Here is a 20,000-nt window from a genome sequence, read left to right on the forward strand (position 1 = left end):
ATATAATTGTAATAATAAAAGCCTCACATTTTAAAACAAAATGTGAGGCTTTTTTGTTTATGTATTGAGACCCCAAGTGGTCTCTCAGAATTTTAGATTCTTTCTATATGATCTATGTATCTAAAAAAATAAAACCCTCAACATTTTTAATCATGTTGAGGGTTTTTAAATACGTCTATTTCTAAAATTTAACTTTTAGAAATATCTATTTTTTCAATAACTTTTATAACGTCACCAGCCTCGTTTGTAAGCGATGCTTCAAATGCATTTAATTCTTTTTCAACTTCGACCTGTGTGCCTTCGAAAATAATAACTTCAGATGTTTTCTTTCCTTCTTTAATTGTGGAATAATTAACAGTTGCTTTAGCTAAATCTTTAGAGTCAACAGTCATTTCAATAGAAACGTTTGTGTCATTATTTGCTAAACCAGTTTCATCAGCATGACCACCTAAAATAGGCGCAATGACTAAACCGATTAAACAGGTTAACTTAATTAAGATGTTCATTGAAGGGCCAGAGGTATCTTTAAAAGGATCTCCAACGGTATCTCCAGTTACTGCAGCTTTGTGAGCTTCAGAACCTTTGTATGTCATTTCACCATTAATTTCAACTCCAGCTTCAAAAGATTTTTTAGCATTATCCCAAGCTCCACCAGCATTGTTTTGGAAGATCGCCCAAAGCACCCCTGAAACTGTAACACCAGCCATATAACCACCTAACATTTCAGCAATCGCTAAAGGATCCATTCCAAAAATCATTGGAATAAATGCAATTGCTAATGGGAAACCTATAGTTAATAAGCCAGGTAACATCATTTCTTTTAAAGATGCTTTTGTAGAAATAGCGACACACTTATCGTATTCTGGTTTTCCTGTACCTTCCATAATACCTGGAATCTCTCTAAACTGACGACGTACTTCCTCAACCATTTCCATAGCTGCTTTTCCTACAGCATTCATTGCTAAAGCAGAGAATACTACTGGTACCATACCACCAACAAATAACATCGCTAATACTGGTGCTTTAAAGATATTAATTCCATCAATTCCTGTAAATGTTACATAGGCAGCAAATAAAGCTAATGACGTTAATGCTGCAGAAGCGATAGCAAAGCCTTTTCCTGTTGCAGCTGTTGTATTACCAACAGAATCTAATATGTCTGTACGTTCTCTAACGATAGGTTCTTGCTCACTCATTTCAGCAATACCACCTGCATTATCAGATATTGGTCCAAAAGCATCAATTGCTAATTGCATAGCGGTTGTTGCCATCATTGCAGAAGCCGCTAAGGCAACTCCATAGAATCCTGCAAATGCATACGATGCCCAAATAGCTCCAGCAAATAATAATACGGAAGGGAAGGTAGAAATCATACCGGTCGCTAAACCTGCAATAATGTTTGTTCCAGCTCCAGTGCTTGATTGTTGTACAATATTTAAAATTGGTTTTTTACCTAATCCTGTATAGTATTCAGTTACTGAAGAAATAACAGCACCTACTATTAAACCAACTAAGGTTGCATAGAATACGCGCATTGAAGAAATCTCTTGTAAGCCTTCCCCGAAGAAATTCATTTGCATCGTTTCTGGTAACATACAAGTTACTAATCCGAAACATGCAGCAGCTACTAAAATAATTGACGTCCAGTTACCAATATTTAAAGCTCCCATAACTTGAGCTTCTTTAGCGTCATTACTTTTTATTTTCACCAACATGGTTCCGATGATAGAAATAATAATTCCTACACCAGCAATTGACATTGGTAAAAGGATTGGTCCAATACCTCCAAATGCATCAGAGATTGAGCCACCCATATCTTTAATCACATAGTTACCAAGAACCATTGCAGCTAAAACCGTCGCTACATAAGAACCAAATAAATCGGCTCCCATACCAGCAACATCACCTACGTTATCACCAACGTTATCTGCAATTGTAGCAGGATTACGAGGATCATCTTCTGGAATACCAGCTTCAACCTTACCAACTAAATCGGCACCAACATCGGCAGCTTTAGTATAGATACCACCACCTACTCTTGCGAATAATGCGATAGATTCAGCACCAAGAGAGAAACCAGCTAGTGTTTCTAATACGATGGTCATATCCATTGTGTTAGTCCATTCGCTTCCCATAAAGAACCAAAAGAAGAATATAAAGAATGCTGTTAATCCTAAAACGGCAAGACCAGCCACTCCTAATCCCATTACAGTTCCACCACCAAAAGATACTTTTAGTGCGTTTGGTAAACTGGTTTTAGCGGCTTGTGTTGTTCTAACATTTGTTTTAGTCGCTATTTTCATTCCAATGTTTCCTGCGAATGCAGAAAATACAGCACCGAAAATAAAAGCAATTACGATAAGCCAATGTGTTGTTGGTACTATAAATGTAACAATAGCAAGAAGTATACTTACAATAATTACAAAAATAGCGAGTAGTTTATACTCGGCATTTAAGAAGGCGAGGGCTCCTTCGTATATATGATCTGAAATTTCTTTCATTTTGCCATCTCCAGCATCTTGTTTCATAACCCAAGATTGCTTTATTAGCATGTAAATTAAGCCCAAAAGTGCCAAAGCTATTGGCATATAAATCATCATTGACTCCATATTATAATATTTAATTTAGTTAGTTATTAGCTAGGTAAATGTAGTAAAATGAATCATATTTTTACGAAAAAAGCAATATCATTTGAATGATATTGCTTTTTTAATAGTTTTTTACTTAAAAACTTTAGATTCCTGAATAAGGCTGTTAAATCGTAAAAGTGCGTTTCTTTTTATGTTCACTTTCATCGTAACGTTGAATACATTCGTGATAAATTTTCACAGCTTCTTCAGCATCTCCCCATCCACCAACATCAACTTTCTTTTTCTCTAAATCTTTGTATACACGGAAAAAGTGCTCAATTTCTTTAAGTCTGTGAGGATTTAAATCACTTATATCTCTATTGTTACTCCAGATAGGATCTGAAACAGGTACACAGATAATTTTTTCATCTGGTCCTTTTTCATCTGTCATATGGAAAACACCAATAGGTCTTACTTCCATAACTACCATTGGGTATGTAGGTTGGTGTCCTAATACTAAAACGTCTAAAGGATCACTATCTAAAGCTAAAGTTTCTGGAATAAAGCCATAATCACCTGGATACATCATAGATGAAAAAAGCATGCGGTCAAATCTTATTTTGTGTAATGTGAAATCGTATTCATATTTATTACGACTTCCTTTAGGTATTTCAATTAGTACATCGAAAGTTAATTCTTCTGATTCTGACATGTTTTAATTTGTATTTGGGAGTTCTAATTTACTTAGAACCATTATTATATTCTCTGTTAAAATTTAAGTTCCGCAAAGATAATATATTGTACGAGTTAGACAATTAATTATTTGTATAGTGGTTTATTGAATTGTTATCAATTTAGACAGTCTTCTTTTCTTGTTCAATTTGTTTCACTAAATTCGTTCAGTCTGTAATGGATACTATAATTATACGTCTTTTAAAAGAGTTATTTAAGTATGAATTTGAACGTAGTAAAGGTCATAAATGAGCACAAGGAAATAATTAAGGTTTCGATGACTTTAAAAGAAGAGTCGCAACGGTTCACAAAACTGCTTTTTAAGGCGTTTTATGATTGTGATACGGATGCCGAATTGGCATTGCAACAATTGGAAATATTGTTTATTGCGATTAGAAATAGGGCATGTCCGGATATTAAGAATAAGCCTTGTAAACTTTGGAGTGATTTTAAAGAAAACATTCCCGATTTATATTGCAGTTTAAAAAAGGATGCTGAAGCGATTTTTAACAATGACCCAGCATCGAAATCCATAGAAGAAATATATTTAGCTTATCCAGGGTTCTTTGCAATTTCAATTTATAGAATGGCAAGAGTCTTTTTTAAATTGAATCTGCCATTAATACCAAGGTTAATGACCGAGTATGCCCATTCTATTACTGGGATAGATATACATCCTGGTGCCACTATTGGTGACTCTTTTTTTATAGATCATGGTACCGGAGTGGTTATTGGAGAAACTACAGAAATACATAATAACGTTAAGGTGTATCAAGGTGTAACTTTAGGTGCTCTAACGGTTAAAAAGCAGCATCAAAATACGAAGCGTCATCCAACTATTGAGCAAAATGTCACCATATATGCTAATGCAACAATTTTGGGAGGTAATACTATTATTGGAAAAAATAGTGTGATTGGTGGTAACACGTGGTTAACAGAGTCTGTTCCTGAAAACTCTGTAGTAACTCATAAACATCAGGTTGAAATTTTTTCAAAATTAAAAAAGTAATATGAATAAGACCTTAATAGATCGCATTGGAAATACTCCTTTAGTTAAATCAATAGCATTAAATAGCAATCCTAATGTGAGTTTGTATTTTAAACTCGAAGGAAATAATCCAGGAGGTAGCGTAAAGGATAGAGCCGCTTACAATATGATTAAAAGTGCTCTAGACTCTAAACAAATTGATACATCATCAAAATTAATTGAAGCTACTAGTGGTAACACAGGAATTGCCTTAGCTATGATTGCGAGCATTTATAAGTTGAATATAGAACTTGTAATGCCAGATACAGCCACTAAAGAACGTGTACAAACGATGCGCGCTTATGGTGCAACAGTTATATTGCATCCTGATGGTATTGAAGGAGCGAGAGACTATGCTATAAATAAGGTTGAAAATGAAGGTTATTTGTCATTCAATCAATTTGAAAATGATGATAACTGGAAAGCGCATTACAAAACCACAGGTCCTGAAATTTGGAGAGATACCGAAGGTACTATTACGCATTTTGTATCTTCAATGGGAACTACAGGAACCATAATGGGAACCTCTACATTTTTAAAAGAGCAAAATACTGAGATAAAAGTTGTAGGTGTGCAGCCAACGGATGGCTCTAAAATACCTGGGATTAGAAAATGGCCCATAGAATATTTACCAAAAATATTTGATGCGTCTAAAGTAGATAAAACTATTGAAGTCAGTAAAGATGAAGCTATAGCAATGACACGACGATTAGCCAAAGAAGAAGGTATACTCGCAGGCATGAGCAGTGGAGGTGCTACAGCTGCAGCTCTAAAATTAGTAGACGGATTAGAGAGCGGAATCGTAGTTTGTATTATTTGTGATAGAGGAGATCGTTATTTGTCTTCGGATTTATTTGAATAAATTTTGAACACATTTTCTAAAAAAAACAAAAGGATTTGCGTTTAGTAAATCCTTTTGTTTTAGAAATAAAACCCGAAACTACCAGTAATACCAAAGGGTCTTGCGTCTGGTCGGTCTAAATAATTTCCTCTAAAGTTGAAGTCTAAACGCAATACTTTAAAGATATTGGCCACGCCAAAACTGTATTCGTAATACATGCGCGTATCTGGGGCTACTAAGGGAATTTCCATTAGGTTACCTGTACTGTTTAAAGCCATATTTTCATCAGAGAGTTCTCCCCAAACACCGCGTAACCCTAAAATAGCTCTTAAGTTATATTTTTTTAAGAAGGGAATACGAGAAAAAATACGACCATTAAAATTGTGCTCTAAATGAACAGAGCTATATGTATCTGTAACAAATTCGTAATAATCTAATTGTGTAAACGTATTGTATATTGAAAAATAGGATTGATTACCAGGAACAACACTCAACAATCCTAAAGGCACTTCTCCAAATGTTTTACCTAATTCTACAGAGGTAACTAATCTACCAAAACCACCAACTTGCCATGGTTGTATATATGAAAACTGAACTTTGGTATAGTCAAAGTCACTATCAAACCAATTACGATCTCCACGACTCACCTGTGCAAAAAGTCTGGCGAAATTATCATTCTTATTTTTACGCTCTACTCCAAAACCTGTCATTTGACGTTTTGGGAAATAGCCTAGTGATAGACGAGATTCAAATTGTTTTATTTCAGAAGAGACTCCAGATAAAGCTTCAGGGTCATTGTAATCTAAACTAAATGTTGATGAGGCTGAACTTATAGTACGGAAGCTACCGTCTATACGTACTTCAAAATTTCGAGAAGGCTCTATAGAGGCTCCAAAATTAGTCAAATTAATATTTGAAAGCTTATCATTTGTTCCGGTGCCAATGACGGCTGATGATGCTAAACTACGACCTAAAACATCTGAAGAACTCGTTAAGCTTGCTCCAATTTGTTCAATATCGCGCCTATTACCTCCAAAAATAGTTAAACGACTGCGTTTGTCTAATAACCACTTCCCAGAAATTCCGTATTTAAATTTATCATCGTTAAAACCATAAGCTAGGAAACCTTCAATTCGCCATAAATCGTTAGGGCCAAAGTAAGTTCTTCCTCCTGTTCGTAATCGCACACCTTCAACCTCGTTATAACCAAAGGTTGAAAAAATAGGACCGTAATCGAGATTTAAACTCGGAAATTCTATATAACCCGATCCAAGAATGCTCGCTAAATTATAAATACGTTTAAATTTTTTAACCGTTTTAAGGGTGTCCAACATTTTGTAAACCCCTTTTTCATCTTTACTTAAAGCTTCAAGTCTGTTATTTTGCCAAAAATCATCCTCTCGGTTGTATACATCTTCATCGTAATTATAAACAACCTTATCATAAAACTTAGGATCTTTAGGTTCATCAAATTTATAATTGTCATAGATAGTTGTTCGTTTTCCATAAACACCTCTAGACATTTCCTTTTTATTCATGGCGAAATCCGAAAGGAAATAATCGCGTTTTATAAGAAATACAGAATCGTTTAATACTTCAAACTCTTGTTCTATATAAATTTCCTTAACCCAGTTGATATTAGCGCTTTTTGAGGCTTGAAGATTAATTTCTTTAATAGCATATGTAGAATCATTCACCCAGAAATCACCTTTAAAAGTCAATTCGTTTTTTCGTCTAGGGTAATAAATAATGTTGTAGCACCATTTGTTGTCTATAAAAGCACTATCGGATAATACGTAGTTATAAGTTTGAACTCCTGTTCTGCTTAATGGACTTACAAAGCTTTTATCGAAAAATTTTAAGTAATTATTATAAACATTATATTCAGAATAGAGGTCGTCTATAAAATCTATAATAGTTTGGTTATTGCTGAACCCTGAGTTTTTATTACCTTTTAAATCTTCATGTTCCTTGTTAAGGATATTATCTCCCGATATTTTCTTTACAGATTCATTTAAGAAAATAGGTAAGTAGGTTTTTCCTGTAACATTAGAGGTATCAACTTCATTAAAAACGAATTCCATACCCTTAAAAAGCTTACTTTTTATTAGAGCACTATCAATAGTGTTGAGGTCAAATTCTACTTTTTCGTACTGGTCGTACTCGTATTGCTTAAACTGACTTAAGCCATTTTGGCGTTTGCGTTCCCATATCTTTTTAAGAATTCTAATTGCTGGATTCTCCGATGCTTTTTTGGATTGCTTTCCTGTAACAATAAGTACTTCATCTAGCGATGAGGCTTCCTCCTTAAGAATGAATTTTAAATCGTAACTAACGGGTTTAGTGAGGGGCACTTCTAGGATTTCAAAACCAATAAAAGAAACGATTAAGTTATCCCAACTGTTATCGGATTCTAAATAGAATTTACCGTCTTCATTGGTAATCGTACCTTCTGTAGAACCTTTAAATAATACATTGGCAAATGGAATTGGTACGTTGTTTTCATCAAAAACGTGACCGCTAACTTTGGTCTGAGCCATAGCAGAAAAAATTCCAAGAACAATAAATGGGATAAGTAGTTTTAGTTTCATATTAAAAAATAAACTTCATCAACAACCGTGCTAAACATAAGTTAGAGGGTTACGAATGAAGTTTACTAAACGCAGATATTTGCTTTTTATTTATTTGTACATCACTTTTTTTACTGCTTTAACAACATCATCGCTATTTGGTAGCCATTCTGCTAATAATACAGGTGAATAAGGAGCAGGAGTATCTGCCGTATTTATTTTAATTATTGGAGCATCTAAATAATCAAATGCTTCAGATTGTACTAAGTACGTAATTTCAGTGGCAACATTTCCAAAAGGCCATGCTTCTTCTAAAACAACTAAACGATTGGTTTTCTTTACCGATTTTAAAATTGCAGCTCTATCCATAGGACGAACAGTTCTTAAATCGATGATCTCACAAGAAATACCTTCTTTTTCTAATTCGTCAGCAGCTTTATAGGCTTCTTTGATGATTTTACCAAAAGATACGATAGTAACATCTGTTCCTTCACGCTTAATTTCAGCAACTCCAATAGGAACTACATATTCTCCTTCTGGTACTTCGCCTTTATCACCATACATTTGCTCGCTTTCCATAAAAATAACGGGATCGTCATCTCTAATCGCAGATTTTAATAAACCTTTAGCATCATAAGGATTTGAAGGTACAACAACTTTAAGTCCTGGAGTGTTAGCAAACCAGTTTTCAAAAGCTTGTGAGTGTGTTGCTCCTAATTGACCAGCAGAAGCTGTTGGGCCTCTAAACACGATTGGGCATTTAAATTGCCCACCAGACATTTGTCTAATTTTAGCCGCATTATTTATAATTTGGTCAATACCAACCAGAGAGAAGTTAAACGTCATGTATTCTACAATAGGACGGTTTCCTGTCATGGTAGATCCAATAGCAATACCAGCAAAACCAAGTTCTGCAATAGGAGTGTCAATAACGCGCTTAGCGCCAAATTCATCTAACATACCTTTAGATGCCTTGTATGCACCATTATATTCTGCTACTTCTTCACCCATAAGATAAACACTTTCATCTCTGCGCATTTCCTCGCTCATGGCTTCACAAATAGCTTCTCTAAATTGAATTGTCTTCATTTTCTAATTTTTATTCGAAAAACAAAAATAATAATTCTAGACTATATAATGACATTAAATTTAAGGTGAAAAAAGAAAATATTTTGAAGCTTTATGTTTTTTCTGATTTATTTGATTTTTAACTAAGACATTTAAAATGTAGAAAGATTAAATTGTAATAGAATCAGCAAAAAATCTTCAAATTTTTGAAAAATCAATAGTTTAATACAGAAAAAATGAATTTTTCAAATATTTACTATGCATGCATAGTAAAATTCAAATTATTATTTTTATCTTCGTACTCAAGAATAAGACGTTTAAAATAAATTATTTTATATGAAGATATTAGTATGTATTAGTCATGTACCTGATACCACATCGAAGATTAATTTTACAGATGGAGATACAAAGTTTGACACTAACGGTGTTCAGTATGTTATTAATCCTAATGATGAGTTTGGTCTTACACGCGCTATGTGGTTTAAAGAAAAACAAGGTGCAAGTGTAGATGTTGTTAATGTTGGAGGAGCAGAAACTGAGCCAACTTTAAGAAAAGCTCTAGCTATAGGAGCAGATTCAGCGATTAGAGTAAATACACCAGCCACTGACGGTTATGCGGTTGCAAGACAATTAGCCAAAGTTGTTAATGATGGTGGTTACGATTTAGTTATTGCAGGTAGAGAATCTATTGATTATAATGGAGCCATGGTTCCTGGTATGTTAGCAGGAATGATTGGTGCAAATTTTGTTGCTAATTGTATTAATTTAGAAGTTGATGGAACCAACGCAAAAGCTGTTAGGGAAATTGATGGAGGTAAAGAAACGGTTAGTACCTCATTACCTTTAGTTATTGGTGGTCAAAAAGGATTAGTTGAAGAAAGTGATCTTCGTATTCCTAATATGAGAGGTATTATGATGGCGCGTAAAAAACCGTTAACGGTTGTAGAGCCTACAGATGTTAATGCAGAAACTAAGGCAGTGAGTTTTGAAAAACCAGCTCCTAAAGGTGCCGTTAAATTGGTTGATGCCGATAATATAGACGAATTAGTAAACTTACTTCATAACGAAGCTAAAGTTATATAAAAAAACCAAATCTCAAATTCCAAAATCCAATCGCTCAGTCTTTGGGATTTGGTGCTTGAAATTTTAAATTTTAAAAAATATTATGTCAATTCTAGTATATACAGAATCCGAAAACGGAAAATTTAAAAAGGCGGCTTTAGAAGTTGTGTCTTATGCTAAAGCGGTTGCAGACCAAATGGGAACTTCAGTAACTGCTGTGGCTATTAATGCGGATAATGCAGAAGAGCTTGGTAACTACGGAGCCTCTAAAGTGCTTTTGGTAAAAGACGAATCTTTAAAAGCATTTAACGCTAAAAAATATGCAGGTATCTTAGAAGATGCTGCAAAAAATGAAGGATCAAAAGTGGTTGTCGTTAGTGCAAGCGCCAATAGTAAATATTTAGCACCATTGTTAGCAGTAGGTTTAGATGCTGGTTATGTGTCTAATGTGGTTGCAGCACCATCTAACGTATCGCCGTTTACAGTAAAACATTCGGCATTTACAAATAAAGCATTTGCTAATACAGAAATAGCTACGGATGTAAAAATTGTTGGTTTATCTAATAATTCATTCGGATTGGTAGAGTCGGGCGGCAATGCGTCAATAGAAGATTTTTCACCTTCAATTCCAGAATCTGGGGTAAAAGTTGAGTCTGTAGATAAAGCAACAGATAAAGTAAGTATTGCAGATGCGGAAATCGTTGTTTCTGGTGGTAGAGGATTAAAAGGTCCGGAAAACTGGGGAATGATTGAAGAACTTGCAGAAGTTTTAGGAGCAGCAACGGCATGTTCTAAACCTGTATCAGATTTAGGATGGAGACCACATGGAGAACACGTGGGTCAAACAGGAAAACCTGTTGCATCTAACCTTTATATTGCTATTGGTATTTCTGGAGCGATTCAGCATTTGGCTGGTATTAACTCTTCAAAAGTAAAAGTGGTAATAAATACAGATCCGGAAGCGCCTTTCTTTAAGGCTGCAGACTATGGAATTGTAGGAGATGCATTTGAAGTTGTGCCTAAATTAATAGAAAAATTAAAGGCTTTTAAAGCTGCAAACGCATAATTTTATTACCTTGTAATATTGAATACCAATTCATAAAAAAAGGATGTGGTATTAATAAGGACTGTTTAAATTTAGATTCCTCTTATTCACTTGCGTTTTATCGAAAGTATAGAGGAAATTAACCAAATCTGCACAATGCAGTTGGTAAAGTCCAAATTTAAACAGTTCTTTGTGTTTTATAAATTATGAGTTTAGTTCGTTTAAATATCAAAGGCATCTCTTACAGTCAAACCCAAAATGGTGCTTACGCTTTAATACTTAATGAAGTAGATGGTGATCGGAAACTACCAATAGTAATTGGTGCTTTTGAGGCGCAGTCTATTGCTATTGCATTAGAAAAAGAAATCCGACCTCCACGTCCCTTAACTCACGATTTATTTAAAAACTTCGCAGATCGTTTCGATATTGTTGTCAAGCAAGTGATTATTCATAAGTTGGTTGATGGTGTGTTCTACTCAAGCTTAATATGTGAACGCGATAAAATTGAAGAAATTATAGACGCTAGAACCAGCGATGCAATTGCATTAGCGCTACGTTTTCAAGCTCCAATTTTTACTTATAAAAATATTTTAGATAAAGCAGGAATCTATCTTAAAGTCAATCCTAAAAAGGAAGATGATGAAGAGCAAGATAGTATTCTTGTTGATGACCTTATTGTTGAAGAAATTGAGGCTGCATCTGCAGAGCAAGAAGGGTATAAAAATAAATCTCTCGAAGAACTCAATGAACTCTTAAATGAGGCTGTTAATAATGAAGATTATGAAAAGGCAGCCAAAGTAAGAGACGAAATTTCTAAACGCTAACTAATACCCCTCTTTTATGAATCAGTTTTTCAAGGCTTTTCTGGCTATTTTTATTGGGTTTTCATCAATAACGGCTCAGGAACTTGAGAAGACATGGGAGTCTAAAGCTCCCGAAAGTAGTTACTCTACTTTAGAGTTTAAGGACGGAGAATTTAATTTTTCTTCAAATTCAGTAAACAGTCTTAAAGGTGATTATATGTACCAAAATAACTTATTGGTACTTTATCACAACGATTCATTAAACTCAATTAAAAGATATAAAATATCAGAACTAACAGATTCTACATTAGTTTTCTCTGGTAAAGAGATGCGTTTCAATTTAGTGTCTAAAAAAGAAGAAATTATTGCGAGCCCCGAAGTTACTCTAGGTGAAATAATACCCAATCAAGGGTTTTCATTTACCAGTTTATGGAGAGGGATCTTAGGAATGGTAACTTTGATTTTCATTGCTTTTCTGTTCAGTAGTAACCGTAAAGCTATTAATTGGAAAACTGTCGGTATCGGATTAGTGTTTCAACTAGTTATAGCAATTGGAGTTTTAAAAGTAGATTTTGTAAAGACAGTTTTTGAATATATAGGGCAAGGTTTTATTGCTATTCTTGGATTTACCCAAGCAGGTAGTGAATTTCTATTTGGAGGGATGTTAGATATCAACTCTTTCGGGTTTATTTTTGCGTTTCAAGTATTACCAACCATTATATTCTTCTCAGCTTTAACCTCTGTTCTATTCTATTTAGGGCTCATACAGAAAGTTGTAAAAGGTATGGGATGGTTATTATCTAAGGTTCTTGGAATTTCTGGTCCAGAAAGTTTAAGTGTTGCAGGTAATATTTTCTTAGGTCAAACGGAAGCACCTTTATTGATTAAGGCGTATTTGGAGAAAATGAATAAGTCCGAAATTCTGTTAGTTATGATTGGTGGAATGGCAACCGTTGCAGGTGCTGTTTTAGCCGCTTATATTGGCTTTTTAGGAGGTGAAGATGAAGCGTTACAATTATTTTATGCGAAGCATTTATTGGCAGCCTCAGTAATGGCAGCGCCAGGAGCGATAGTCATTTCAAAAATATTATTCCCTCAAACAGAAGACGTCAATACAGACGTTACCGTATCACAAGAAAAGATAGGTTCTAATATTTTAGAAGCTATAGCTAACGGAACAACGGAAGGTTTACGATTAGCGGTTAATGTTGGTGCAATGTTATTAGTATTCGTTGCTTTTATTGCTATGATAAATGGAATTCTTGGAGGTCTTGCGGGATTTGATGGTCTTACCATTACGGCCTTAAATATAGATTGGCATTTTACGTCTCTAAATGAAATTATAGCAGGTAATACGCCATACGACAGTTTATCATTAGAATTTCTTTTAGGGTATTTATTTGCCCCATTAATGTGGCTTATAGGTGTGGCGTCTGAAGATATGGCTTTGATGGGACAGTTGCTTGGAATTAAACTAGCGGCAAGTGAGTTTATCGGTTATATACAATTGGCTGATTTAAAAAATGCAGCGAACGCAACCCATCTTACGTATGAAAAGTCTATTATTATGGCCACTTATATGTTATGTGGTTTTGCCAACTTCGCATCTATAGGTATTCAAATTGGAGGTATTGGTTCTTTAGCACCAGGACAGCGTACACAATTGTCTAAATTTGGAATGAAAGCTTTAATCGGTGGAACAATTGCTTCTTTAATTTCTGCGACTATTGCGGGAATGATTATTGGGTAACAGAATTATAAAAAATAATATTTCACATATACTAAAGCATCAGATATCACATTTGGTGCTTTTTTTCTTATTTTCGTATTGCTGATAATCTAATCAGTAATTTAGAATTACAGTAAAGTTTAATTAAAAGAGATTCCCACTTTCGTGGGAAATGTTATGAAACAATATCACGATTTAGTAAAGCATATTTTAGCAGAAGGCAACGAAAAAGGAGATCGTACTGGTACTGGAACAAAAAGTGTTTTTGGTTACCAAATGCGTTTCGATTTAAGTGAAGGATTTCCAATGGTAACGACCAAAAAGTTACATTTAAAATCTATAATATATGAATTGCTTTGGTTCTTAAAAGGCGATACTAATATCGATTATCTTACTGAAAATGGTGTAAAAATATGGAATGAATGGGCGGATGAAAATGGGGACCTTGGACCCGTTTATGGTCATCAATGGCGAAATTGGGCTAGTGAAGAAATCGATCAGATTAAAGAAGTCATTACAACTTTAAAGAATAATCCAAATAGCCGTAGAATGTTAGTTTCGGCTTGGAATCCGTCAGTGTTACCAGATACGTCTAAATCTTTTTCAGAAAACGTAGCTAATGGAAAAGCGGCTTTGCCTCCTTGCCATGCCTTTTTTCAATTTTATGTAGCTGATGGAAAATTATCTTGTCAACTCTACCAGCGAAGTGCAGATACGTTTTTAGGCGTGCCGTTTAATATTGCATCTTACGCCTTATTTACTATGATGATGGCTCAGGTTTGTGGCTATGAAGCAGGTGATTTTATCCATACGTTTGGTGATGCTCATATTTATAATAATCATAAGGAGCAACTAGAATTGCAATTGTCGAGAGAGATTAGACCGTTGCCTAAAATGATATTAAATCCAGAAGTAAAAGATATTTTCGACTTTAAATTTGAAGATTTTACATTGGTAGATTACAACCCACATCCACATATTAAAGGTAAAGTGGCAATATAAGTTTAGTACATGAAATACTTTTTTACTTTTATTATATTTCTAGGTAGTTTGTTATTATGTGCTCAAGAAGAGGTGCCTAAACAGTCTGAATTAGATTCTATAGCGGCTACAAATGATATAAAAAGCTTTAATATTGTTGAAGATGTTCCTATATATAAAGGGTGTGAAAATAGTAAGACATATTCTGAAAAAAAGGAATGTTTAAATCAAAAGTTAGGTGAGTTTTTTAAAGAAAATTTCAACACAATACTACCAGACGATTCTAAAGTCCCTTCAGGAAAAGTTAGAATATTAGTTGCATTTAACGTTGATGAACAAGCCAATATTGTTGATGGCACAGCAGAAGGCCCAGATAAATATTTGGAAAATGAAGCATTACGTGTTTTAAAATTACTGCCAAAGTTCGCATCACCTGGTTATTTTAGGGGTGAACCGATTGAAGTACCTTTCTCTTTTCCTATAATCGCGATTGTAAGTAATAAAAATGATCAAATAACAGATGTAACCTATCCGGTGTATAGAGGCTGTAGTGAAGAGTTAAGTTTTGAGCAGACTAAACAATGTACTTCAGATAAAATTATAGATTATCTTAAAGTGAGTTTTAATTATGAACTCGCAGATAAGGCCTTTCCAACGGATTTAACCACTAAATTTTTTGTAGAGTTTGTGATTAATAAAAAGGGGAGAACCGAGCAAATTAATGTTAAGGCACACCATAAAGCTATTGCTGTAGATGTGATTCAGCTTATAAAACGAATGCCAAAATTTAAAGCACCAGGATCGAGCGATGGAAAACCTGTTGAGACACGTTTTAGTGCTTTAGTGAATATTAGGTTGTTAGGGTAAACAAAAAAAGCACCTCGAACTAAATCGAGACGCTTTTAAAATGTTTTTATTTTATAGAAAAAACCTATAAATTGATTACACAATTTTCTTCTCCTGCAAATGCGTTGAATGCATAAGAATCTGCTTGATCATCATTGATGTACGCACCATCAACCAAGTATCTAAACTCATAAGTTGTACCTTTAGCTAAATCTAAAGTGCCTTTAAAAGTTCCGTTCTTTTGTTTTTTTAATTCAGTAGCTTCAGTATTCCACTCGTTAAAGCTTCCAACAACTGCTACATTTTTTGCCTCTTTTGCAGGAACAGAAAATGTTACTTTACAAACAGGTTTAGACTTTAAATACTGTTTTTTTATTGCCATAATAATAAATTTTAATAATAAATTTTAATAATAGAATTAATTATAAAACAAAAATAGAAAAGAATACAGTACTTGTAAATGTTTAATTGTCTAAAAACTAAAGATTTATGGATTTAATAATATTGGATTCAATTAATCATATTCTACGTAAAATTTCTATGCTTATTTTAATAGATTAATAACAAAAGAACTTATTCATATTGTATTGATTTTCAGTGATATCGTTTTCGAAAAGAAAAAAGTAGAAAACGGCTAAAATCTCCCAATCGATTTAGTGAAAATAAAGTATCTTTATCTTATTAAATTACGATTATGTTCGGCAAAAAAAAACAAGTTACAACCATAGATAAAGATCAATTAGAGCTCATTGAAAATGCTCAAAAACGCATCAAGCAAAAGAAGCGATTGTATGTTCATTTCGTCATCTTTTTAATTGGTGCCGTCTTTTTAATTTTAGCAAATACCGTTTTAAAAATTGGAGAAACTTTTAAACCTGCTGGTATTGATTGGTTTGTATACGCGATTTTAGCATGGTTTTTTCTATTTATTTATCACTTTGTAAGTGTTTTTATTATCAATAAATTTATGGGTAAAGACTGGGAAAAGCAACAACTTGAAAAGCTAGTAAATCAACAACAAGCACGCATAGATAAGTTAAAACAGAACCTTGTTAAAGAGGAGACTAAAATTGCTCAGACGCAAGCGTATACAGAAACGAGTAAAAAAGAAACCACACTACAAAAAAAAAAGACTTCTGAGTTAACCATTATTGTGGCTGCAGGTGAAGATAATGCTATTGGGAAAGACAACGATTTAATTTGGCACCTAAGTGACGATCTTAAACATTTTAAATCCTTAACTAACGGTCATCATATTATTATGGGACGTAAAACGTTTGAAAGCTTCCCGAAACCGTTACCAAACCGTACTCATATTGTTATTACAAGGCAAGACGGCTATAAAGTTCCCAGTGATGTTATTGTTGTTAATTCACTTCATGATGCTTTAGACGCAGCGAGATCAGATAAACAACCATTTATTATTGGAGGAGGTGAAATCTATAAGCAATCCATGCCTTTAGTGGATAAGCTCGAAATAACACGCGTACATGCTGAGTTTGAAAATGCGGACACGTTTTTCCCGGAAATAGATGAGACCAAATGGCAAGAAGTAAATAGAACAACGCATGATGCTGATGAAAAGCATGCGTATGCGTTTTCATTTATTACGTATTTAAGAAAATAAAAATTTAAAATATTGACTTAATTTTAAGAACTGCTTATAATAAAACACCCTAACTTAAAATTAAGTTAGGGTGTTTTATTATATATTATAATGATCTAAAATCTAAACTATTTCAAAAGCAGCTTTTACCTTATCAACATAGTCTAACTTTTCCCAAGTAAATAACTCTACGTTTAATGTAATAGGTTCACCATTCGGTTGCTCAAATGATTTAGTAACCACTTCGTTCTGTCTTCCCATGTGACCATAAGCCGCAGTTTCGCTATACATTGGTTGACGTAATTTTAAACGTTCTTCAATAAAAGCTGGTCGCATATCAAATAGGTTTTCAACGGTTTTTGCAATCTCACCATCTGTTAAATTAAAATGACAAGTACCATAAGTATCAACAAAAATACCCATTGGTTTAGCAACACCAATAGCATAAGAAACTTGCACTAAAATTTGGTCACATAAACCCGCAGCAACTAAGTTCTTAGCAATATGTCTTGTTGCGTAAGCCGCACTTCTATCTACTTTACTTGGATCTTTTCCAGAGAAAGCTCCTCCACCATGTGCACCTTTTCCTCCGTAAGTATCCACAATAATTTTACGACCTGTTAAGCCAGTATCACCATGAGGTCCACCAATTACAAATTTCCCTGTTGGGTTAATGTGATAAGTAATATCATCATTAAATAAGTCTTGAATATGCTCCGGTAACTTAGCAATAACTCTAGGAATTAAGATTTCAATAATCTCTTTTCTGATTTTAGCTAACATTTCATCATCTGCAGCTGCAATATCAGCTTTAGATTGTGATTTAGGTGATACAAAATCATCATGCTGTGTCGATACCACGATAGCATCAATACGCTGTGGTACATTATCATCACTATATTCTATGGTAACCTGACTTTTAGAATCTGGTCTTAAGTATTTAATGTCTTTATTCTCGCGACGTATCTCAGCTAATTCTTTTAGAATTCTGTGAGATAAGTCTAAAGCTAAAGGCATATAATTTTCGGTTTCGTTGGTTGCATAACCAAACATCATACCTTGGTCACCAGCACCTTGCTCTTCTTTTGAGGCTCTATCTACACCACGATTAATTTCTTCAGATTGCTCATGTATGGCAGAAAATACTCCACAAGAATTGCCATCAAACATATAAGCACTTTTAGTGTAGCCTATTTTGTTAATGGTATCTCTTGCTATTTTCTGTACATCAAGATACGTGTTAGATTTAACTTCACCAGCAAGAACAACTTGTCCTGTAGTTACTAAAGTTTCGCAAGCAACTTTCGATTCTGGATCAAAAGCTAAAAAGTTATCGATTAGAGCATCACTAATTTGATCTGCTACTTTGTCTGGGTGTCCTTCAGATACACTTTCTGAAGTAAATAAATATGGCATATGTCCTATGTTTAGGTTATATTAAATCTACGGAAAAATTTCAGATTGCTTGGTCGCTAGAGAAGTAGAAAACTTACTGCTTTAGCATTTTTTGTTTCAGCAGAATAAAATTCCGCGTCAGAGGTTGCAATCAGATCAAATTTTTCCTCTCAATTTTTGATGGTACAAAAGTAGAAAAATTATATGGAATGAAATTTTAATTCCCTTTTTTTATGAATTTATTAGGTTTTGATGTATTCTGAAGTACAATTTAGTATTCGAAGTTTATAAAAAAGTGCTAGATTTACATCATGCTTTCAAAGAAAACAAAATACGGAATAAAAGCCTTGGTACACTTGGCAAGACAGAAAGATCGTGTTCCTGTTCAAATATCTACAATTTCAAAAACAGAAAATATATCTCAAAAATTTCTGGAAAGTATATTATTAACCTTAAGAAAAAACGGATTATTGGGGTCTAAAAAAGGAAAAGGTGGAGGATACTACTTATTAAAGGATCCAAAAGAAATTCCTATGACAACAGTGATGCGATTATTAGAAGGTCCGATTGCAATGGTGCCGTGTGTGAGTTTAAATTTTTATGAAAAGTGCGATGACTGCTTGGATGAAGACGCTTGCGCTGTAAATAAATTAATGCTCAAAGTACGCGATAATACACTCGAAATATTCCGTAATACAACCTTAGCTGATTTGTCTAATTAGTATATTCTTATTTTTTTTATCCTTTTTTTTCGAAATTATTAGGTCTTAAACTGTAATTAATTTCTATGTTTGCATTATCCTACTAAATCCATAGGGTAAAAGGATTATAAAATTAATAACAATTATGAATCGTGTATTACAAGCAGATTTAAGTTTAGAAAATGATAAACAAGAATCTAATACTACTCAAGAGAATATTAAGAGAAGCATCGTAAAAACTATAAGTTGGAGAGTTGTTGGCACATTAGCAACAGTAACCATTTCTTATCTAGTTACCGGGACTTTGGCCTTAGCATTTTCAATTGGAGGTATAGAATTAGTATCTAAAATGGTGCTTTATTTCTTTCATGAACGTACTTGGAATTCTATAAAATGGGGAAAATGATAGACATAGATATAGACGTTTGGAATAAAAAATTACGAGATAAAACTCCGAATGAAATTGCAGAATGGGCTTTAAAGTTGTCTGATAATAAGATTGTGACAACTAGTTTTGGAATCTATTCTTCGGTTTTATTGAGTACAATGTCTCAACTCGATAAAGATATAAAAGTAGTGTGGTGCGATACCTTATATAATCAACCAACAACTTACGAACATGCTTCTAAGTTGATCGAAAAATATAAACTTAATATTCTAAAGTATCAAAGTTTGTATACTAGAGAAGAGATTGATTCAACCATAGGATTACCAAGTTTAGAGGATGATAATCACGCGATTTTTTCAGAAGCTGTGAAGCTAGAGCCGTTTAGACGTGCTTTAAAAGAGCAGAATCCAGATGTATGGTTTACCAATATAAGAGTAAGACAAACAGAGTATAGAGACAAGAAAAATATTTTAAGTTATAGTAAGGATGGTATTCTTAAAGTGAGTCCGTTTTACTATTGGAGCGATTCGGATTTAGATCAATATATAGAGGATAACCAATTAGCGAAAAACAACTATTATTTCGATCCTATAAAAGCACTTCTCAATAGAGAATGTGGTATACATTTTCAATAAA

Annotated in this window: 18 protein-coding genes; 12 read left to right on the plus strand and 6 right to left on the minus strand. The window is 33.8% G+C overall.

What is annotated here, in order from left to right:
• Positions 1 to 188: 188 nt before the first annotated feature.
• Positions 189 to 2,609: a sodium-translocating pyrophosphatase gene (locus tag DFQ09_RS16170; protein ID WP_115812194.1), complete on the minus strand. Its 2,421-nt coding sequence runs from the start codon at positions 2,607 to 2,609 to the stop codon at positions 189 to 191.
• Positions 2,610 to 2,754: 145 nt separating this feature from the next.
• On the minus strand, positions 2,755 to 3,282 hold the full coding sequence (locus tag DFQ09_RS16175) for an inorganic diphosphatase (protein ID WP_020895505.1): 528 nt from the start codon (positions 3,280 to 3,282) through the stop codon (positions 2,755 to 2,757).
• Between the two features lie 240 nt (positions 3,283 to 3,522).
• On the opposite strand from DFQ09_RS16175, the gene epsC reads away from it, so the two are divergent.
• Both epsC and cysM read left to right on the plus strand, forming a co-directional pair.
• Positions 3,523 to 4,311, plus strand: coding sequence for a serine O-acetyltransferase EpsC (epsC, locus tag DFQ09_RS16180; protein WP_115812196.1), 789 nt, complete (start codon positions 3,523 to 3,525; stop codon positions 4,309 to 4,311).
• 1 nt (position 4,312) lies between these two features.
• Complete coding sequence (cysM, locus tag DFQ09_RS16185; protein ID WP_115812198.1) at positions 4,313 to 5,191, plus strand: cysteine synthase CysM; 879 nt, start codon at positions 4,313 to 4,315, stop codon at positions 5,189 to 5,191.
• A gap of 59 nt (positions 5,192 to 5,250) precedes the next feature.
• Here the strand turns inward: cysM and DFQ09_RS16190 are convergent, their stop codons facing one another.
• Positions 5,251 to 7,761: a DUF5686 and carboxypeptidase-like regulatory domain-containing protein gene (locus DFQ09_RS16190; protein WP_115812200.1), complete on the minus strand. Its 2,511-nt coding sequence runs from the start codon at positions 7,759 to 7,761 to the stop codon at positions 5,251 to 5,253.
• A 90-nt stretch (positions 7,762 to 7,851) separates the two neighbouring features.
• A complete protein-coding gene (locus DFQ09_RS16195; RefSeq protein WP_115812202.1) occupies positions 7,852 to 8,829 on the minus strand; it encodes a pyruvate dehydrogenase complex E1 component subunit beta in 978 nt (325 codons plus the stop codon).
• A gap of 315 nt (positions 8,830 to 9,144) precedes the next feature.
• Between DFQ09_RS16195 and DFQ09_RS16200 the strand changes: the two genes are divergently transcribed.
• The 6 genes from DFQ09_RS16200 to DFQ09_RS16225 all read left to right on the plus strand — a co-directional run bounded on the left by DFQ09_RS16200 (position 9,145) and on the right by DFQ09_RS16225 (position 15,295).
• Positions 9,145 to 9,891, plus strand: a complete 747-nt coding sequence (locus tag DFQ09_RS16200; RefSeq protein ID WP_115812204.1) for an electron transfer flavoprotein subunit beta/FixA family protein — start codon at positions 9,145 to 9,147, stop codon at positions 9,889 to 9,891.
• 82 nt (positions 9,892 to 9,973) lie between these two features.
• Positions 9,974 to 10,936: an electron transfer flavoprotein subunit alpha/FixB family protein gene (locus DFQ09_RS16205; RefSeq protein WP_115812206.1), complete on the plus strand. Its 963-nt coding sequence runs from the start codon at positions 9,974 to 9,976 to the stop codon at positions 10,934 to 10,936.
• A 185-nt stretch (positions 10,937 to 11,121) separates the two neighbouring features.
• On the plus strand, positions 11,122 to 11,739 hold the full coding sequence (locus DFQ09_RS16210; RefSeq protein WP_115812208.1) for a bifunctional nuclease family protein: 618 nt from the start codon (positions 11,122 to 11,124) through the stop codon (positions 11,737 to 11,739).
• A 16-nt stretch (positions 11,740 to 11,755) separates the two neighbouring features.
• Positions 11,756 to 13,468 carry a NupC/NupG family nucleoside CNT transporter gene (locus DFQ09_RS16215; protein WP_115812210.1) on the plus strand — a complete coding sequence of 571 codons (1,713 nt, stop codon included), beginning with the start codon at positions 11,756 to 11,758 and terminating at the stop codon, positions 13,466 to 13,468.
• Between the two features lie 156 nt (positions 13,469 to 13,624).
• Positions 13,625 to 14,449, plus strand: coding sequence for a thymidylate synthase (locus DFQ09_RS16220; protein WP_115812212.1), 825 nt, complete (start codon positions 13,625 to 13,627; stop codon positions 14,447 to 14,449).
• Between the two features lie 9 nt (positions 14,450 to 14,458).
• Positions 14,459 to 15,295, plus strand: a complete 837-nt coding sequence (locus DFQ09_RS16225) for an energy transducer TonB (protein ID WP_115812214.1) — start codon at positions 14,459 to 14,461, stop codon at positions 15,293 to 15,295.
• Positions 15,296 to 15,359: 64 nt separating this feature from the next.
• Here DFQ09_RS16225 and DFQ09_RS16230 read toward each other — a convergent pair whose 3' ends face one another.
• Positions 15,360 to 15,656: an isoamylase early set domain-containing protein gene (locus DFQ09_RS16230; protein ID WP_115812216.1), complete on the minus strand. Its 297-nt coding sequence runs from the start codon at positions 15,654 to 15,656 to the stop codon at positions 15,360 to 15,362.
• Between the two features lie 312 nt (positions 15,657 to 15,968).
• On the opposite strand from DFQ09_RS16230, the gene DFQ09_RS16235 reads away from it, so the two are divergent.
• A complete protein-coding gene (locus tag DFQ09_RS16235) occupies positions 15,969 to 16,901 on the plus strand; it encodes a dihydrofolate reductase (RefSeq protein WP_115812218.1) in 933 nt (310 codons plus the stop codon).
• A gap of 102 nt (positions 16,902 to 17,003) precedes the next feature.
• Here DFQ09_RS16235 and metK read toward each other — a convergent pair whose 3' ends face one another.
• Positions 17,004 to 18,296 carry a methionine adenosyltransferase gene (gene metK, locus DFQ09_RS16240; RefSeq protein ID WP_115812220.1) on the minus strand — a complete coding sequence of 431 codons (1,293 nt, stop codon included), beginning with the start codon at positions 18,294 to 18,296 and terminating at the stop codon, positions 17,004 to 17,006.
• A gap of 290 nt (positions 18,297 to 18,586) precedes the next feature.
• Between metK and DFQ09_RS16245 the strand changes: the two genes are divergently transcribed.
• From DFQ09_RS16245 to DFQ09_RS16255, 3 genes are all read left to right on the plus strand, one after another.
• Positions 18,587 to 18,997 carry an RrF2 family transcriptional regulator gene (locus tag DFQ09_RS16245; RefSeq protein WP_115812222.1) on the plus strand — a complete coding sequence of 137 codons (411 nt, stop codon included), beginning with the start codon at positions 18,587 to 18,589 and terminating at the stop codon, positions 18,995 to 18,997.
• Between the two features lie 124 nt (positions 18,998 to 19,121).
• Positions 19,122 to 19,382, plus strand: a complete 261-nt coding sequence (locus DFQ09_RS16250; RefSeq protein ID WP_092470317.1) for a DUF2061 domain-containing protein — start codon at positions 19,122 to 19,124, stop codon at positions 19,380 to 19,382.
• Positions 19,379 to 19,999 (plus strand): phosphoadenosine phosphosulfate reductase domain-containing protein, encoded by a 621-nt coding sequence (locus tag DFQ09_RS16255; RefSeq protein ID WP_115812224.1) that lies wholly within the window; start codon positions 19,379 to 19,381, stop codon positions 19,997 to 19,999. The genes DFQ09_RS16250 and DFQ09_RS16255 overlap by 4 nt, the downstream gene beginning before the upstream one ends.
• Position 20,000 lies beyond the last annotated feature (1 nt).

Source organism: Winogradskyella pacifica (genome assembly GCF_003386275.1).
Classification (GTDB): Bacteria; Bacteroidota; Bacteroidia; order Flavobacteriales; family Flavobacteriaceae; genus Winogradskyella; species Winogradskyella pacifica.

Excerpts from the sequence above, each read along its gene's own strand:
- DFQ09_RS16170 (WP_115812194.1), bottom strand. The coding sequence starts at position 2,609 with ATGGAGTCAATGATGATTTATATGCCAATAGCTTTGGCACTTTTGGGC.
- DFQ09_RS16175 (WP_020895505.1), bottom strand. The coding sequence starts at position 3,282 with ATGTCAGAATCAGAAGAATTAACTTTCGATGTACTAATTGAAATACCT.
- epsC (WP_115812196.1), top strand. The coding sequence starts at position 3,523 with ATGAATTTGAACGTAGTAAAGGTCATAAATGAGCACAAGGAAATAATT.
- cysM (WP_115812198.1), top strand. The coding sequence starts at position 4,313 with ATGAATAAGACCTTAATAGATCGCATTGGAAATACTCCTTTAGTTAAA.
- DFQ09_RS16190 (WP_115812200.1), bottom strand. The coding sequence starts at position 7,761 with ATGAAACTAAAACTACTTATCCCATTTATTGTTCTTGGAATTTTTTCT.
- DFQ09_RS16195 (WP_115812202.1), bottom strand. The coding sequence starts at position 8,829 with ATGAAGACAATTCAATTTAGAGAAGCTATTTGTGAAGCCATGAGCGAG.
- DFQ09_RS16200 (WP_115812204.1), top strand. The coding sequence starts at position 9,145 with ATGAAGATATTAGTATGTATTAGTCATGTACCTGATACCACATCGAAG.
- DFQ09_RS16205 (WP_115812206.1), top strand. The coding sequence starts at position 9,974 with ATGTCAATTCTAGTATATACAGAATCCGAAAACGGAAAATTTAAAAAG.
- DFQ09_RS16210 (WP_115812208.1), top strand. The coding sequence starts at position 11,122 with ATGAGTTTAGTTCGTTTAAATATCAAAGGCATCTCTTACAGTCAAACC.
- DFQ09_RS16215 (WP_115812210.1), top strand. The coding sequence starts at position 11,756 with ATGAATCAGTTTTTCAAGGCTTTTCTGGCTATTTTTATTGGGTTTTCA.
- DFQ09_RS16220 (WP_115812212.1), top strand. The coding sequence starts at position 13,625 with ATGAAACAATATCACGATTTAGTAAAGCATATTTTAGCAGAAGGCAAC.
- DFQ09_RS16225 (WP_115812214.1), top strand. The coding sequence starts at position 14,459 with ATGAAATACTTTTTTACTTTTATTATATTTCTAGGTAGTTTGTTATTA.
- DFQ09_RS16230 (WP_115812216.1), bottom strand. The coding sequence starts at position 15,656 with ATGGCAATAAAAAAACAGTATTTAAAGTCTAAACCTGTTTGTAAAGTA.
- DFQ09_RS16235 (WP_115812218.1), top strand. The coding sequence starts at position 15,969 with ATGTTCGGCAAAAAAAAACAAGTTACAACCATAGATAAAGATCAATTA.
- metK (WP_115812220.1), bottom strand. The coding sequence starts at position 18,296 with ATGCCATATTTATTTACTTCAGAAAGTGTATCTGAAGGACACCCAGAC.
- DFQ09_RS16245 (WP_115812222.1), top strand. The coding sequence starts at position 18,587 with ATGCTTTCAAAGAAAACAAAATACGGAATAAAAGCCTTGGTACACTTG.
- DFQ09_RS16250 (WP_092470317.1), top strand. The coding sequence starts at position 19,122 with ATGAATCGTGTATTACAAGCAGATTTAAGTTTAGAAAATGATAAACAA.
- DFQ09_RS16255 (WP_115812224.1), top strand. The coding sequence starts at position 19,379 with ATGATAGACATAGATATAGACGTTTGGAATAAAAAATTACGAGATAAA.